This window comes from Streptomyces lacaronensis, assembly GCF_047337785.1.
Classification (GTDB): domain Bacteria; phylum Actinomycetota; class Actinomycetes; order Streptomycetales; family Streptomycetaceae; genus Streptomyces; species Streptomyces lycopersici.
In genome coordinates this window covers 8,649,643-8,663,467 of record NZ_JBLHDK010000003.1, presented here as the reverse complement: position 1 = coordinate 8,663,467, position 13,825 = coordinate 8,649,643, and the positions used below count along the sequence as shown (strand labels likewise).

The 13,825-nt window shown below is 71.2% G+C and carries 12 protein-coding genes and 1 pseudogene; 10 read left to right on the top strand and 3 right to left on the bottom strand.

Annotated elements, in window-relative coordinates; translation table 11 throughout:
- Positions 1 to 152: 152 nt before the first annotated feature.
- The 6 genes and pseudogenes from ACMTAK_RS37310 to thpD form a co-directional block, all read left to right on the top strand.
- A pseudogene (locus ACMTAK_RS37310) lies at positions 153 to 756 on the top strand (SigE family RNA polymerase sigma factor); the annotation flags it as partial.
- Between the two features lie 181 nt (positions 757 to 937).
- Positions 938 to 1,783, top strand: a complete 846-nt coding sequence (locus ACMTAK_RS37305; RefSeq protein WP_413810239.1) for a hypothetical protein — start codon at positions 938 to 940, stop codon at positions 1,781 to 1,783.
- 320 nt (positions 1,784 to 2,103) lie between these two features.
- Positions 2,104 to 2,664 carry a diaminobutyrate acetyltransferase gene (ectA, locus tag ACMTAK_RS37300; RefSeq protein ID WP_413810238.1) on the top strand — a complete coding sequence of 187 codons (561 nt, stop codon included), beginning with the start codon at positions 2,104 to 2,106 and terminating at the stop codon, positions 2,662 to 2,664.
- An 86-nt stretch (positions 2,665 to 2,750) separates the two neighbouring features.
- Positions 2,751 to 4,013 (top strand): diaminobutyrate--2-oxoglutarate transaminase, encoded by a 1,263-nt coding sequence (gene ectB, locus ACMTAK_RS37295; protein WP_413810237.1) that lies wholly within the window; start codon positions 2,751 to 2,753, stop codon positions 4,011 to 4,013.
- A 40-nt stretch (positions 4,014 to 4,053) separates the two neighbouring features.
- A complete protein-coding gene (locus ACMTAK_RS37290) occupies positions 4,054 to 4,458 on the top strand; it encodes an ectoine synthase (RefSeq protein WP_020872270.1) in 405 nt (134 codons plus the stop codon).
- A gap of 4 nt (positions 4,459 to 4,462) precedes the next feature.
- The gene (thpD, locus tag ACMTAK_RS37285) at positions 4,463 to 5,350 is read left to right on the top strand and encodes an ectoine hydroxylase (RefSeq protein ID WP_086884875.1); all 888 of its coding nucleotides are present in this window, start codon (positions 4,463 to 4,465) and stop codon (positions 5,348 to 5,350) included.
- Positions 5,351 to 5,452: 102 nt separating this feature from the next.
- Here the strand turns inward: thpD and ACMTAK_RS37280 are convergent, their stop codons facing one another.
- Both ACMTAK_RS37280 and ACMTAK_RS37275 read right to left on the bottom strand, forming a co-directional pair.
- Positions 5,453 to 6,499, bottom strand: coding sequence for an aminotransferase class V-fold PLP-dependent enzyme (locus tag ACMTAK_RS37280; protein ID WP_413810236.1), 1,047 nt, complete (start codon positions 6,497 to 6,499; stop codon positions 5,453 to 5,455).
- Positions 6,500 to 6,700: 201 nt separating this feature from the next.
- A complete protein-coding gene (locus ACMTAK_RS37275; protein ID WP_413810235.1) occupies positions 6,701 to 8,284 on the bottom strand; it encodes an aldehyde dehydrogenase (NADP(+)) in 1,584 nt (527 codons plus the stop codon).
- Positions 8,285 to 8,371: 87 nt separating this feature from the next.
- On the opposite strand from ACMTAK_RS37275, the gene ACMTAK_RS37270 reads away from it, so the two are divergent.
- From ACMTAK_RS37270 to ACMTAK_RS37255, 4 genes are all read left to right on the top strand, one after another.
- Positions 8,372 to 9,142: an IclR family transcriptional regulator gene (locus tag ACMTAK_RS37270; RefSeq protein WP_413810234.1), complete on the top strand. Its 771-nt coding sequence runs from the start codon at positions 8,372 to 8,374 to the stop codon at positions 9,140 to 9,142.
- 162 nt (positions 9,143 to 9,304) lie between these two features.
- Complete coding sequence (locus tag ACMTAK_RS37265; protein WP_413810233.1) at positions 9,305 to 10,570, top strand: sensor histidine kinase; 1,266 nt, start codon at positions 9,305 to 9,307, stop codon at positions 10,568 to 10,570.
- The gene (locus tag ACMTAK_RS37260; protein ID WP_413810232.1) at positions 10,567 to 11,253 is read left to right on the top strand and encodes a response regulator transcription factor; all 687 of its coding nucleotides are present in this window, start codon (positions 10,567 to 10,569) and stop codon (positions 11,251 to 11,253) included. The genes ACMTAK_RS37265 and ACMTAK_RS37260 overlap by 4 nt, the downstream gene beginning before the upstream one ends.
- Positions 11,254 to 11,323: 70 nt before the next feature.
- On the top strand, positions 11,324 to 12,304 hold the full coding sequence (locus ACMTAK_RS37255) for an aldo/keto reductase (protein ID WP_413810231.1): 981 nt from the start codon (positions 11,324 to 11,326) through the stop codon (positions 12,302 to 12,304).
- Positions 12,305 to 12,358: 54 nt separating this feature from the next.
- On the opposite strand, the gene ACMTAK_RS37250 is transcribed toward ACMTAK_RS37255, so the two are convergent.
- A complete protein-coding gene (locus ACMTAK_RS37250; protein WP_413810230.1) occupies positions 12,359 to 13,804 on the bottom strand; it encodes an NCS2 family permease in 1,446 nt (481 codons plus the stop codon).
- Positions 13,805 to 13,825: the final 21 nt, after the last annotated feature.

Genomic DNA, 13,825 nt, shown 5'->3' with positions numbered 1-13,825 from the left:
ACGCTCACGCAACCCACCGGACGAGCGGCAGTGAGGAGGTCCTCGTGAGCGCTCCCGCCGATGACGCGGCCGCCTCGGGCACCGCGCGAGCCGTACCGATGGACGCGGCGCGCATGACGGACACGCCACGGGACCCGGGGTCCCCGGGGCACATGGCCCCGCAGCCGCCCGACGCACCGGAGGGCCCCGACCGCTTACCGGCCGAAGCCCCGCAGGCCGACGCCTTATCCACTGACGCCTCACCGGCCGGCGTGCTGCCCGCCGACGCCTTACCGGCCGATCCACAAGCCGAGTTCCGGGACTTCTTCGAGCGGCACCACGCCGAACTGGCCCGCCTCGCCCACCTGCTGCTCGGCAGCTCCGACGGGGCGGACGACCTGGCGGCCGACGCGCTGGTGGCGGTCTGGCACCAGTGGGACCGGGTACGGGCCGCCGACCACCCGGCCGCGTACGCCCGTGGTGTGGTCGCCAATCTGGCCCGGTCCCGGATCCGCAGTCTGGTGCGCGAGCGGCGCCGCGTGGCGCTCTTCTCCTCGCAGCGCCCCGACCGCGTGGACGACCCGGATGTGTCCGCCGTGGTGGATGTGCAGGCCGCGCTGGTCCGGCTTCCGTTCCGCAAGCGCGCGTGTGTGGTGCTGCGCCACGCCTTCGACCTCTCCGAGCGGGAGACGGCCCGTACGCTGGGCATTTCGGTGGGCACGGTCAAGAGCCAGACCTCACGGGGCATCGCCGAGCTGGAGCGGCTGCTCGGCCCTCCGGACGGCGGGGACGAGGAGGAACTGTCCGCGACCGAGGCCGAACGGACAGGACGGACGGTTCGAACGCTCCGCGCGGGAAACACGGGCCACACAGGCCACACGAGCCACACCGGCCACACAGGTCCAGCGCGCCACTCGGGCCATATGGGCCACGCCGGGCACGCAGGAGGGGGCAGCTGATGATCGAGCATCGCGAGCGCCCCGAGAGCCGCGACCACCCCGAGGGCCGCGATGTCGTCGCCGAGCTGCGTACGGCCGCCGCCTCCCATGAGCCGGACCGGATCCGGATGCTGGCCCGGGTCACGGCGGGCATGGCGGCCGACGGGCGGCGCCGCGTCCCGCGGACGAGCCCGCGCTGGACCCGGGTGGTGAGCCCGGTCGCCGGGCTGGCCGCGGCGGTCGCCGTGACGGGGATCGCGGTGGTGGCCACGGACGGTGCCGAGCGGCCGCAGACGGTGCGCACCTCGAGCGAGCCGGCCGCGCCTCCGGCGGGCGCGGGCGCGGGCAGCGCGAGTGCGGACACGGACCGGCGGCCCGGGGACGAGCCGGACGCCGGGTCGCAGAGCGATGCTGAGCGGCACACGCCGAGCGCCTATCCCACCGCGGCCGGTCCAAACCACCTCGCCGAGCCGACCGTGCGGTCCAAGGGCGCCATCAACACCCATTCCAATCCGTACTGGGCGCAGAGCGACATCACGCTCACCATCGGCAGGCCGCTGACCTCGCTGACGGTGGAGCTGCGGGTGGCGGACACCGGGGGTGTGCGGTCCACCGGGTCCTGGAGCTCGCTGCCGACCGGCGATGTGACCACCGCCACCCATGTCGAGGACGGTGTGCTGGTCTACCGCTGGACGCTCCGGAAGGGGGCGACCGTGCCCGCGGGCCGGTATGTCTTCGCGGGGCAGTACAACCACGCCGAGGGCGACCGGGGCACCGGCCGGGATGCGTACGTGGCCTCGGGCAACGGCGCCTCCGGGGCCTTCGCGGTGCGGGGCGACTTCCCTCAGTTCACCGTGGGAGATTGAATTCATGGCAACTTGGCCAGAAATTCCCCGCGTTTTTCCGCTACTGCTTCAACATGCGTCTTCCCGCTTTTGTGATTCCTAAACACAAAATTTTTTCACGAGATCCTGCCATCGAAATTCAAGCGGGTCACCGGCCAGTTACGCACATGTGACAGACCCCACATACGGTCCGCTATGCCCCAGTAACTCCCCCACAAACCACCGCCTTTCGGCGAGCGGCCGCGCGTGCGCGCGCGGCCGCGTGATAACACATCGGCCCCCTTCCGCGTAACCCCCCACCACGATGCATTTTCTGATTCTGCTGGGTAAATTGAATTTGCATGACCGCCGCACAAGCAGACCTAGTCCGTAGCGAATTGGATTTGCCGGAGGGCCTGTCTCTCGACACCCCACACGTCGAGGACGGAGCCGCGATCTGGCGAATCGCCCGCGACTCCAAAACCCTGGACCTCAACTCCTCCTACAGCTACCTCCTGTGGTGCCGCGACTTCGCCGCCACATCCGTAGTGGCGCGCGACGCCGACGGTGGACCGGTCGGCTTCATCACCGGCTACGTCCGCCCCGAGCGCCCCGAGACCCTGGTCGTCTGGCAGGTCGCCGTCGACCACGCCTGGCGTGGCCGCGGACTGGCCGCCACCCTGCTGGACGGGCTGGTCGAGCGGGTCGCCGCGACGGGCGTCCGCGGCATCGAGACGACGATCACCCCGGACAACACCGCCTCGAAGCGGCTGTTCACCTCGTTCGCGGAACGGCACGAAGCCCCGCTCGAGCGTGAGGTGCTCTTCCACGGCGGTCTGTTCCCCGACGGTGCGCACGAGCCCGAGGTGCTCTACCGCATCGGTCCGCTCGGCCCGCTCGGGCCCCGCGCTGACCGGACCTGACCCAGACCTCGATCGATCCACCGATCGATCCCCCGATCCCTCACCCCCTCCTCACCCCCCTCACACCCTTCTCCCAGGAGACCGCTGTGACCATCACCCCGCCCGCCCTGAGCGTCTTCGAGGCCCTGGAGTCGGAGGTGCGCAGCTACTGCCGCGGTTGGCCTGCTGTCTTCGACCGCGCGCAGGGCAGCCACATGTACGACGAGGACGGCCACACCTACCTCGACTTCTTCGCCGGGGCCGGATCGCTCAACTACGGCCACAACAACCCGGTGCTGAAACGCGCTCTGATCGACTACATCGAGCGTGACGGCGTCACCCACGGCCTGGACATGTCCACCACGGCCAAGCGCGCGTTCCTCGAGTCGTTCCAGAACAACATCCTGCGGCCGCGCGACCTGCCCTACAAGGTCATGTTCCCGGGCCCGACCGGCACCAACGCCGTCGAGGCCGCGCTCAAACTGGCCCGTAAGGTCAAGGGCCGCGAGTCGATCGTCTCCTTCACCAACGCCTTCCACGGCATGTCGCTGGGCTCGCTGGCCGTGACCGGCAACGCCTTCAAGCGCGCCGGTGCGGGCATCCCGCTGGTCCACGGCACCCCGATGCCGTTCGACAACTACTTCGACGGCACGGTCGAGGACTTCCTGTGGTTCGAGCGACTGCTGGAGGACCAGGGCTCCGGGCTCAACAAGCCCGCCGCCGTGATCGTCGAGACCGTGCAGGGCGAGGGCGGCATCAACGTGGCCCGGCCCGAGTGGCTGCGCGCCCTGGCCGAGCTGTGCGAGCGCCAGGACATGCTGCTGATCGTCGACGACATCCAGATGGGCTGCGGCCGTACCGGCGCCTTCTTCTCCTTCGAGGAGGCGGGCATCACCCCGGACATCGTGACCGTCTCCAAGTCCATCAGCGGCTACGGCATGCCGATGTCGCTCACCCTCTTCAAGCCCGAGCTGGACATCTGGGAGCCCGGCGAGCACAACGGCACGTTCCGCGGCAACAACCCCGCGTTCGTCACCGCCGCCGCCACCCTGGACACCTACTGGGCGGACGGCCAGATGGAGAAGCAGACCCTCGCCCGCGGCGAGCAGGTCGAGCGGGCCCTGCGCGCCATCTGCGAGGAGCAGTCCGGCGCCCACTTCCGCGGCCGTGGCCTGGTGTGGGGCATCGAGTTCGAGGACAAGCCGCGCGCCTCGGCGGTCTGCAAGCGCGCCTTCGAACTCGGCCTGCTGGTCGAGACCTCCGGCCCCGAGAGCGAGGTCGTCAAGCTGCTGCCCGCACTGACGATCTCCCCCGAAGACCTGGACGAGGGGCTGCGGACCCTCGCCCGCGCGGTTCGCGAGACCGCATAACCCTCCCGCACCGCAGAGAAGAGAAAGGCAAGATCTCACCGTGATCGTCCGATCCTTCAAGGACATCGAGGACACCGAGAGGCACATCAAGTCCAAGTCCGGCACCTGGGAGAGCAAGCGCATCGTGCTCGCCCGGGAGGGCGTCGGCTTCTCGCTCCACGAGACCATCCTCTACGCGGGCACCGAGACGTCGATGTGGTACGCCAACCACATCGAGGCGGTGCTGTGCGTCGAGGGTGAGGCCGAGCTCACCAACGACGAGACCGGTGAGAAGCACTGGATCACGCCCGGCACCATGTACTTGCTGAACGGGCATGAGAAGCACACAATGCGCCCCAAGACGGACTTCCGGTGCGTCTGTGTCTTCAACCCGCCGATCACCGGACGGGAGGACCATGATGAGAACGGCGTATACCCGCTGATCACCGAGACCGAGGAGGCATGAACCGATGACCACGGTCACTGACTTGTACCCGACCCGTGGTGCCGTGGAGGTGGCCACACCACGCGTGGACCCGGTGGTGTGGTCCGAGCCCGGGGCCCCGGGGCCGCTGCAACCGTCCGAGCTGAGCGATTTCGATCGCGACGGCTTCCTGGCGATCGACCAGCTGATCACTCCGGATGAGGTCGCGGTGTACCGCGCCGAACTGGACCGGCTGGTCACCGACCCGGACGTGCGCGCCGACGAACGCTCGATCATCGAGCCGAAGTCCAGGGATGTACGGTCGGTGTTCGAGGTGCATCGGATCAGCGAGGTCTTCGCGAACCTGGTGCGCGACCCGCGAGTGGTGGGTCGCGCGCGGCAGATCCTGGGCTCGGACGTCTACGTCCACCAGAGCCGGATCAACGTCAAGCCGGGCTTCGGGGCCTCGGGCTTCTACTGGCACTCGGACTTCGAGACCTGGCATGCCGAGGACGGGCTGCCGAACATGCGGACCGTGTCGGTCTCGATCGCCCTGACCGAGAACTTCGACACCAACGGCGGCCTGATGATCATGCCGGGCTCGCACCGCACCTTCCTCGGCTGTGAAGGAGCCACGCCGAAGGACAACTACAAGCGGTCGCTGCAGATGCAGGACGCCGGCATCCCGTCGAACGAGGCCCTCACCGGCTTCGCCGACAAGCACGGCATCAAGCTGTTCACCGGCCTGGCCGGGTCGGCGACGTGGTTCGACTGCAACTGCATGCACGGGTCCGGCGACAACATCACGCCGTACTCCCGCAGCAATGTGTTCATCGTGTTCAACAGCGTGGAGAACACAGCGGTCGAGCCGTTCGCCGCACCGGTCCGCCGGCCGGAGTTCATCGGCGCGAGGGACTTCACGCCCGTACGGTGACGACCGCCGTGCGATGAGGTGACGTCCGTGATCTGAGGGAAGCCGGAGTACCCCGGCTTCCCTCAGATTTTTGTGCCGCGCATCCCCGGTTCCGGGACCTGCTCAGCCGGACAGCTTCTCCAGCAGCCGGTCCACGTCGGCCACGGTGTTGTACAGGTGGAAGGAGGCGCGGAGGTTGCCGGCCCGCGCCGAGACATGCACCTCCGCCTCCGCCAGCCGGGACGCGGCGTCGCCCAGGCCCGGCACGGAGACGATGGCCGAGCCGGGGGCGGCCACGGGCCGGTGCCCGAGCGCGGCGACCCCGTCCCGGAAGCGGTCGGCGAGCGCGCGGTCATGCGCGGCGATGGCCTCGGTGCCCAACTCCTCGATCAGCGCGAGCGAGTGCCGGGCCGCGACGTACGCGTACACGCTCGGGCTCTCGTCGAAGCGCCGTGCGGAGTGGGCGAGTTCCCGCACCGGGCCGTAGCAGCTGTCCCAGGGCTTCTCGCCCGCGACCCAGCCGGCGAAGACGGGGGTGAGTTCGCCGAGGTCCTCGGGCACGGTCAGGAAGGCCGCCCCGCGCGGGCACATCAGCCACTTGTAGGCCACACAGACCGTGTAGTCGGCCTCGGCGGCGTTCACCGGGAACCAGCCCGCCGCCTGGCTGATGTCCACCAGCGTGCGGGCCCCGTGGACCCGGGCGGCCTCCCGGATGGCGGCGAGGTCGGCGATCCGCCCGTCCGCCGACTGGACCGCGCTCACCGCCACCAGCGCCGTACCGGGCCGCACCGCCTCCGCGATCTCCTCCAGCGGCACGATGCGCAGCTTGAGGTCGCCGCGCACGGCGAAGGGGTTGACGAGGGAGCTGAAGTCGCCGTCGGCCACCAGGACTTCGGCCCCGGGCGGCAGCGAGGTCGCGATCATCCCCGCGTACACGGCGACCGAGCTGCCGGCCGCGACGCGCCGGGCCGGTACGCCGACGAGCCGGGCGTAGGCGGCGCGGCTCGCCTCGACCGCCTCGAAGGACACGTCGACGATGGGCTGTCCGGCGGCCGAGCCGTCGAGGACCGCCTTCACGGCGGCTACGGAGCGTGCGGGGATCAGACCGCTGGACGCGGTGGTGAGATACGTCGTGTGTGGCGCGAATTCGGCGCCCGCCAGGCTCTCCATGTCCATCCACTATGGGACGGGCGCACCCCGGCGTCCATCGCGTTTCCGTGTCGGATGCCTTCAAGCGATCCTTATACATACCCGCTGACCAGCGGCGATTCCAATGGCTTGGGCAGCGCCCGGGTGAAAGCCGACGTGAATCGGCCGCCGGACGCGCGGGTCAGATCCGCGGGTCCGGCGGCCGAGCCATCGTTCCGGGGGTCAGCCGCGCTGCTCCCGGACGCCGTTGATCCGCCGCGGCAGCTCCATCGGGTTCTCGTCGCGCAGCTCCGGCGGCAGCAGGGCGGCCGGGGTGTCCTGGTACGCGACCGGCCGCAGCCAGCGCTCGACGGCGGTGCCGCCGACCGAGGTGGAGGTGGAGGTGGTGGCCGGGTAGGGGCCGCCGTGGTGCTGGGCCGGGGCGACCGCGACACCGGTCGGCCAGCCGTTGACCAGGACCCGGCCGGCCAGCGGGGTGAGCTCGGCGATCAGCTCACCGGCCCGGCCCTCGGTGCCCTCGCCCTCGGCGGCGGAGAGGTGGACGGTGGCGGTGAGGTTGCCCGGGAGCCGCCCGAGCACCGCGCTGATCTCGTCGTCGCTCTCGTAGCGCGCCACGACGGTCACCGGGCCGAAGCACTCCTCCAGCAGCACATCGTGCGGGCCGCCCTCGGCGAGCCGCCGCGCCGGGACGGTCAGGAAGCCCGCGCTGACCGTGTGCTCACCGCCGGATCCCGGAGTGACCGGGGCCTCCACGTCCGCCAGTTCGACGCGCTCCTTGATCCCGGCGACGAAGTTGTCCCGCATCCGGTGGTCGAGCAGGACTCCTGCGTCGGTATTGCTGACCGCGTCGGTGAGGGACTTCAGCAGGCCGTCGCCCGCCGGGCCGGCGGGGGCCAGCACAAAGCCGGGCTTGGTGCAGAACTGGCCGACGCCCAGCGTCATGGAGCCCGCGAGCCCCGCGCCGATCTGGTCGCCGCGCTCGCTCGCCGCTGCCTCGGTGACCACGACCGGGTTGAGGCTGCCCAGTTCGCCGTGGAAGGGGATCGGCACCGGCCGGGAGGCCGCCGCGTCGTGCAGGGCGCGGCCGCCGCGGACCGAGCCGGTGAACCCGGCGGCGGCGATCAGCGGATGCTTGACCAGCTCCAGCCCCGCGTCGAAGCCGTGCACCACCGCGATCACATCGGCGGGCACCCCGACCCGCTCGGCGGCGCGGCGCAGCGCGGAGGCGGCCACCTCGGAGGTGGCGGGGTGGTCGGGGTGGGCCTTGACGATCACCGGGCAGCCCGCGGCGAGGGCGCTCGCGGTGTCCCCGCCGGGCACGGAGAAGGCGAGCGGGAAGTTGCTCGCGGCGTAGACGGCGACGACGCCGAGCGGCAGCTTGTAGCGGCGCAGATCGGGCCAGGGCGGGGTCTGGGTGGCGTCGGCGTGGTCGATGCGGACGTCGAGGAAGGCGCCCTCGTCCACGATGGTCGCGAACGACCGCAGCTGGTAGGTGGTGCGGGCGAGTTCGCCGGTGAGCCGGGCGGGGCCGAGGGCGGTCTCCGCGTCGGCGGCCTCGACCAGCTGGTCACGGGCCTCGTCGAGCAGATCGGCGGCGGTGCGCAGCAGGGCGGCGCGCACCGCACGGTCGGCCAGGTAGCCGCGGGCGGCGTGGGCCGCCCGCACCACGCGGTCGACCTCCTCCGCCGTGGCTTCGACCGCTACCTGCTCGCGCTGCTTTCCGGTTCGGGGGTCGACGCTCCACACTGGTGCTGACACCGCGGATTCCTCCTGCTGTGGTGTTACCGCTGCTTGCGTCACACACATCGACGGTGTTCGATATGCTGAACGCTGTCCCGGGTGATGAATTTCCCCTCGGGACTCTATGGCTGGTCGAACAGAGGGGTCAAGGCGATGTCAGCTGCCGAGACAGGCGGGGCGCAGGTCAAATCGGCAGTCCGCACGGTCGAACTGCTGGAGTTCTTCGCCGGGCGGCCCGGGATGCACAGCCTCGCCGCGGTCCAGGAGGCCGTGGGCTACCCCAAGTCGAGTCTCTACATGCTGCTGCGCACCCTGGTGGAGCTCGGCTGGGTGGAGACGGACGCCACCGGCACCCGCTACGGGATCGGGGTGCGCGCCCTCCTCGTCGGCACCTCCTACATCGACGGCGACGAGGTCGTGGCCGCCGCCCGCCCCACCCTGGACCGGCTCTCGGACGACACCACCGAGACCATCCACCTCGCCCGGCTCGACGGCACCAATGTCGTCTATCTCGCCACCCGGCAGTCGCAGCACTATCTGCGCCCCTTCACCCGCGTCGGCCGCCGGCTGCCCGCCCACTCCACCTCGCTGGGCAAGGCGCTGCTGGCCACGTACTCCGACGAGCAGGTGCGCAAGCTGCTGCCGGAGACGCTGAGCCAGCTCACCGAGCACACCCTCACCGACCGCGAGAAGCTGATCGAGGAGCTGCACCTCATCCGGGAGCAGGGGTACGCGGTGGACCGCGAGGAGAACACCCTGGGCCTGCGCTGCTTCGGCATCGCCATCCCGTACCGGACCCCCTCGCGGGACGCCATCAGCTGCTCGGTACCGGTGGCCCGGCTCACCCCCACCCATGAGCAGATGATCAAGGACGCCCTGTTCGACGCCCGGGACCGGCTCACCCTCGCGACGCGCCGCCTCTGACCCACGGGAGGAGGGTCCACTCCGCCGCACGGCGGAGGGGGATCGTCGGACGGGGTGACGCGCCGCGTCCGCCGCGCCGGGAGGCTGGTGGCCATGGCCCAGACCCAGCCCGGCACGCGCGAATCTGACCTACGCTGTGCGGATGACCGTCGGATTGCCCCGGTGACCGGGGCGTGGTGGCGGCGGGCGGTCCGAGCGGTGGTCGGCCGCCGGGTCCAGCTGCGCTGGGTCCATCTGGTGCTCGGCGGCGCCCTGCTGATGCCGTACTACCTGCTGACCACCGTGGTCTTCGCGATGCTGTCCCATGGTGTCGATCCCTTCACCTCCCTGGGCTCGCAGCTGGGCACCTTCGCCTCGGCCCTGCCGCTGGCCGCGCCGACCGCGCTGCTGCCGCTGGTACGCCCCTTGGAGGCCACCGCCGCGCGTTCGCTGTGCGGGCTGCCGGAGTCCGCGGAGCTCGCGGTCGGGCCCGCGGGTTCGTGGGACGCGCGCGCCCGCACCGCGCTCTGGTACGGGCTGCACCTGGCCATCGGCGGGCTGGTCAGCGGGCTCTTCCTGTCCCTGCTGCCCGCCTCGGCGCTGCTGGTCGCGCTGCCGTTCACCGACGATTCGTACGCCGATGGGCTGGGCTGGCCGGACGCGTTCGGCTCGACCCCCACCGCGCTGGCGCCCCTGGCCGGGGTGGCGCTGCTGGCCATGCTCATGGGGATCGCCGCGGCCGCCGGGGCGCTGCTGGCCCGCTGTGCGCCCGCGCTGCTCGGACCGGCTCCCGCCGAGCGGCTCGCCGCCGCCGAGCGGCGGGCCGCCCGGCTCGCCTCCCGCAACCAGCTCGCCCGTGAGCTGCACGACTCGGTCGGCCATGCGCTGAGCGCGGTGACCCTCCAGGCGAGCGCGGCCCGTAAGGTCCTCGACTCCGATCCGGACTTCGCCCGGGAGGCGCTGGCGGCCATCGAGGAGACCACCCGGGACGCGGTCGGTGAACTCGACAGCGTGCTGGGCCTGTTACGGGAAGGGGAGGCCGCCCCGGCCACCGCCCCCTCCCCCACCCTGATGGCCCTGGACGGGCTGCTCGCCCGCACCCGGGCCGCGGGCGTCGCCGTCGAGCTGACGGCCCCCGGCACGCTGGACCGGCTGCCGCCCGTGGTCTCCCGTGAGGCGTACCGCATCGTCCAGGAAGGGCTCAGCAACGCGCTGCGCCACGCCGGCCGGGTGCCCGTGCGGCTCCGGATCGCCGAGGACCGGAAGAAAGTGGAGATCACGATGGAGAACCCGGTGGACGGAACCCCCCGGGCACGGACCGCCGGCGGTGGCCGCGGGCTGCGCGGCATCACCGAGCGGGTCACCCTGCTCCGCGGCACCTGCGCCTGGGACACCGTGGACGGCGTCTGGCGGCTCACGGTCCGGCTCCCGGTGGAGGCGTCCCGGTGAGCACCCCGACCCCGCCGTCCCCCTTGCGCATCGTGCTCGTCGACGACGAGCGAATGGTGCGCACCGCGCTGCGCGCGATCCTCTCCAGCGAGCCGGACCTGGAGGTCGTGGGCGAGGCCGGAAGCGGCGCCGAGGCCGTGCCGGTGGTCCGTGAACTGCGCCCGGACGTGGTGCTGATGGACGTCCGGATGCCCGATGTGGACGGCATCCGCGCCACCGAGCGGATCCTGGGCACCGTGCCGGACCCGCCGCGCGTCATCGTGGTCACGACGTTCGAGAACGACAGCTATGTGTACGACGCGTTGCGTGCCGGGGCCAGCGGCTTCCTGCTCAAGCGGGCCCGCGCGGCGGAGCTGGTGCAGGCGGTGCGGGTGGTGGCGCGCAGCGATTCGCTGCTGTTCCCGGCCGCGGTGCGGGCACTGGCCGCCGAGCACGTCGCCGCCCGCGGCCCGGACCGCGAGGCGACGGCGCGGGCGCTGCGCGAGCGGCTCTCCGAGCGGGAGGCCGTGGTGCTGCGGCTGATGACCGACGGGCTGTCCAACTCCGAGATCGCGGCCCGGATGGCGGTGGGCCCGGCCACCGTCAAGACGCATGTGGGGGCGGTGCTCACCAAACTGGGGGTGCGGGACCGCACCCAGGCGGTGATCGCCGCGTACGAAAGCGGCTTCGTCACACCGGGCTGACATCCGGCGGCCGGGGTGGTCTGCTGTGACGGGTCGGCCGAACGGGCGGACGAGCAGGAGGAGCAGACGCATGGAGTACGTACGGCTGGGCGCGTCGGGCGTCAAGGTGTCGCGGATCTGCCTGGGCATGATGAGCTACGGCAACCCCGAGCACCGGCCCTGGCAGCTGGACATCGACGACGCGCGGCCGATCGTGCGACGCGCGGCCGAGGAGGGGGTGACCTTCTTCGACACCGCCGACATGTACTCGGTGGGCCGCAGCGAGGAGATCACCGGTGAGCTGCTGCGGGAGCTCTTCCCCAGCCGCGACGACTACGTCCTGGCCACGAAGGTCTACAACCCGATGGGCGAGGGCCCCAACGACCGCGGGCTTTCCCGCAAGCACATCATGGCGGGCATCGACGCCTCGCTGCGGCGGCTGGGCACCGACCATGTGGATCTCTACCAGATCCACCGCTTCGACCAGGAGACACCGCTCGAGGAGACGATGGAGGCGCTGCACGATGTGGTGAAGGCCGGAAAGGCCCGGTACATCGGCGCGTCCTCCATGTACGCCTGGCAGTTCGCCAAGGCCCAGCACATCGCCGAGGCGCACGGCTGGACCCGGTTCGTCTCGATGCAGAACCACTACAACCTGCTCTACCGCGAGGAGGAGCGGGAGATGAACCCGCTCTGCCAGGACCAGGGCGTGGGCGTCATCCCGTGGAGCCCGCTGGCGCGCGGGCTGCTGGCGGGCACCCGCGGCCGGGACCGCACCGGGCAGACGGTCCGGGCGGGCAACGATCCGCTGGTGGAGAGGTGGTACGCGGACGCGGACTTCTCCATCGTGGACGCCACCCGCGCGATCGCCCAGGAGCGCGGGGTGTCCCCGGCGCAGGTCGCGCTGGCATGGCTGCTCAGCAGGCCCGCGGTCACCGCGCCGATCGTCGGGGCCACGAAGACCCGCCATCTGGAGGACGCGGTCGCGGCGGTCGGGCTGACGCTCGACGAGAAGGAGGTGGCCCGCCTGGAGGCCCCCTACCGCCCGCGCCCCATCATGGGCCACAGCTGACGGGGCGGGGGCGGCCCGGGGCTCCCAGCGGCTTCCGGGGCGGGGCGTCGCGGCTCAGGTGAGCAGTCGTTCGAGGGGGTCGATCGCGAAGTAGACCACGAACAGCGCGGCCGTCCCCCACAGCAGCCAGTGCACCTCCCGCGCCTTGCCCAGCACCGTCTTGATCACCACATACGAGATGAACCCGGCGCCGATCCCGTTGGAGATGGAGTAGCTGAACGGCATCAGCGCGATGGTGAGGAAGGCCGGGACGGCGATGTCGATCCGCTCCCAGTCGATGGACCGCACCTGGCTCATGAGCAGGAAGCCCACCGCGATCAGCGCCGGGGCGGCGGCCTGGGCGGGCACCACGGTGGCCAGCGGGGTCAGGAAGAGCGCGAGCCCGAACAGCGCTCCGGTGACCACGCTGGCGAACCCGGTGCGCGCGCCCTCGCCGACCCCGGCCGCGGACTCGATGTAGCTGGTGTTGGACGAGGCGGACGCGGCGCCGCCGAGGGCGGCCGCCGCACCGTCGATGAGCAGCACCCGTCCCAGCCCCGGCACCCTGCCCTCGGCGTCCAGCAGCCCGGCCTCGTTGCTCACCCCGACGACCGTGCCCATGGTGTCGAAGAAGTCGGACAGGATGAGGGTGAAGATCAGCAGGACGATGGTGACCACACCGACCTGCTGGAACGCCCCGAAGAGGCTGAAGGAGCCGAGCAGCCCGAAGTCCGGGGTGTCGACGACGCTGTCAGGGAGGGTGGGCACGGTCAGCCCCCATGCCTCCGGCCGGATGTCGGCGATCTCGTTGATGACGATCGCGAGCACGGTCGAGACGACGATGCTGATCAGAAGGGCGCCCTTGGCCTTGCGCGCCATCAGCGCGATGGTCAGCAGCACCCCCACGCAGAAGACCACCACCGGCCAGCCGCTGAGCCGCCCGTCCGAGCCGAGCTGTACGGGCGTGGAGCCGGTGGGGCCCGGGATGCGGGAGACGAACCCGGCGTCGATGAAGCCGATGAAGGCGATGAACAGCCCGATCCCCACGCTGATGGCCTGCTTCAGCGGCTGCGGGATGGCGTGCATCACCGCCTCGCGCAGCCCGGTCACCACCAGCGCGCAGATGATCAGGCCCTCCAGGACCACAAGGCCCATAGCGTCGGCCCAGCTCATCTGCGGGGCGATCTGGAAGGCGACGACGGCGTTGAGCCCGAGGCCCGCGGCGAGGGCGAGCGGCAGATTGCCGCCGATGCCCATCAGGACGGTCATCACGGCGGCCACCAGGGCGGTGGCGGTGGCGAGTTGGGTGCCGGAGAGCTGCTCGCCGAACTTGTCCTTCGCCCCGCCCAGGATGATCGGGTTCAGAACGAGGATGTACGCCATCGTGAAGAAGGTGGCGAACCCGCCCCGGACCTCCCGGCCGAGGGTGGAACCCCGCTCGGATATCCGGAAGTAGCGGTCGAGCAGGGGGAGGCCGGGCAGTGGTGGGGCCGGGGCCTTGTCCGTGATCTGTCTCGCCATGGTCGCGCTCCTCGGGGGACG

Bases quoted from the DNA above. Each gene is read 5' to 3' on its own strand.
- ACMTAK_RS37305 (WP_413810239.1), top strand. From the start codon at position 938: ATGATCGAGCATCGCGAGCGCCCCGAGAGCCGCGACCACCCCGAGGGC.
- ectA (WP_413810238.1), top strand. From the start codon at position 2,104: ATGACCGCCGCACAAGCAGACCTAGTCCGTAGCGAATTGGATTTGCCG.
- ACMTAK_RS37280 (WP_413810236.1), bottom strand. From the start codon at position 6,499: ATGGAGAGCCTGGCGGGCGCCGAATTCGCGCCACACACGACGTATCTC.
- ACMTAK_RS37270 (WP_413810234.1), top strand. From the start codon at position 8,372: ATGTCAGCTGCCGAGACAGGCGGGGCGCAGGTCAAATCGGCAGTCCGC.
- ACMTAK_RS37255 (WP_413810231.1), top strand. From the start codon at position 11,324: ATGGAGTACGTACGGCTGGGCGCGTCGGGCGTCAAGGTGTCGCGGATC.
- ACMTAK_RS37250 (WP_413810230.1), bottom strand. From the start codon at position 13,804: ATGGCGAGACAGATCACGGACAAGGCCCCGGCCCCACCACTGCCCGGC.
- ACMTAK_RS37275 (WP_413810235.1), bottom strand. From the start codon at position 8,284: ATGTGTGTGACGCAAGCAGCGGTAACACCACAGCAGGAGGAATCCGCG.
- thpD (WP_086884875.1), top strand. From the start codon at position 4,463: ATGACCACGGTCACTGACTTGTACCCGACCCGTGGTGCCGTGGAGGTG.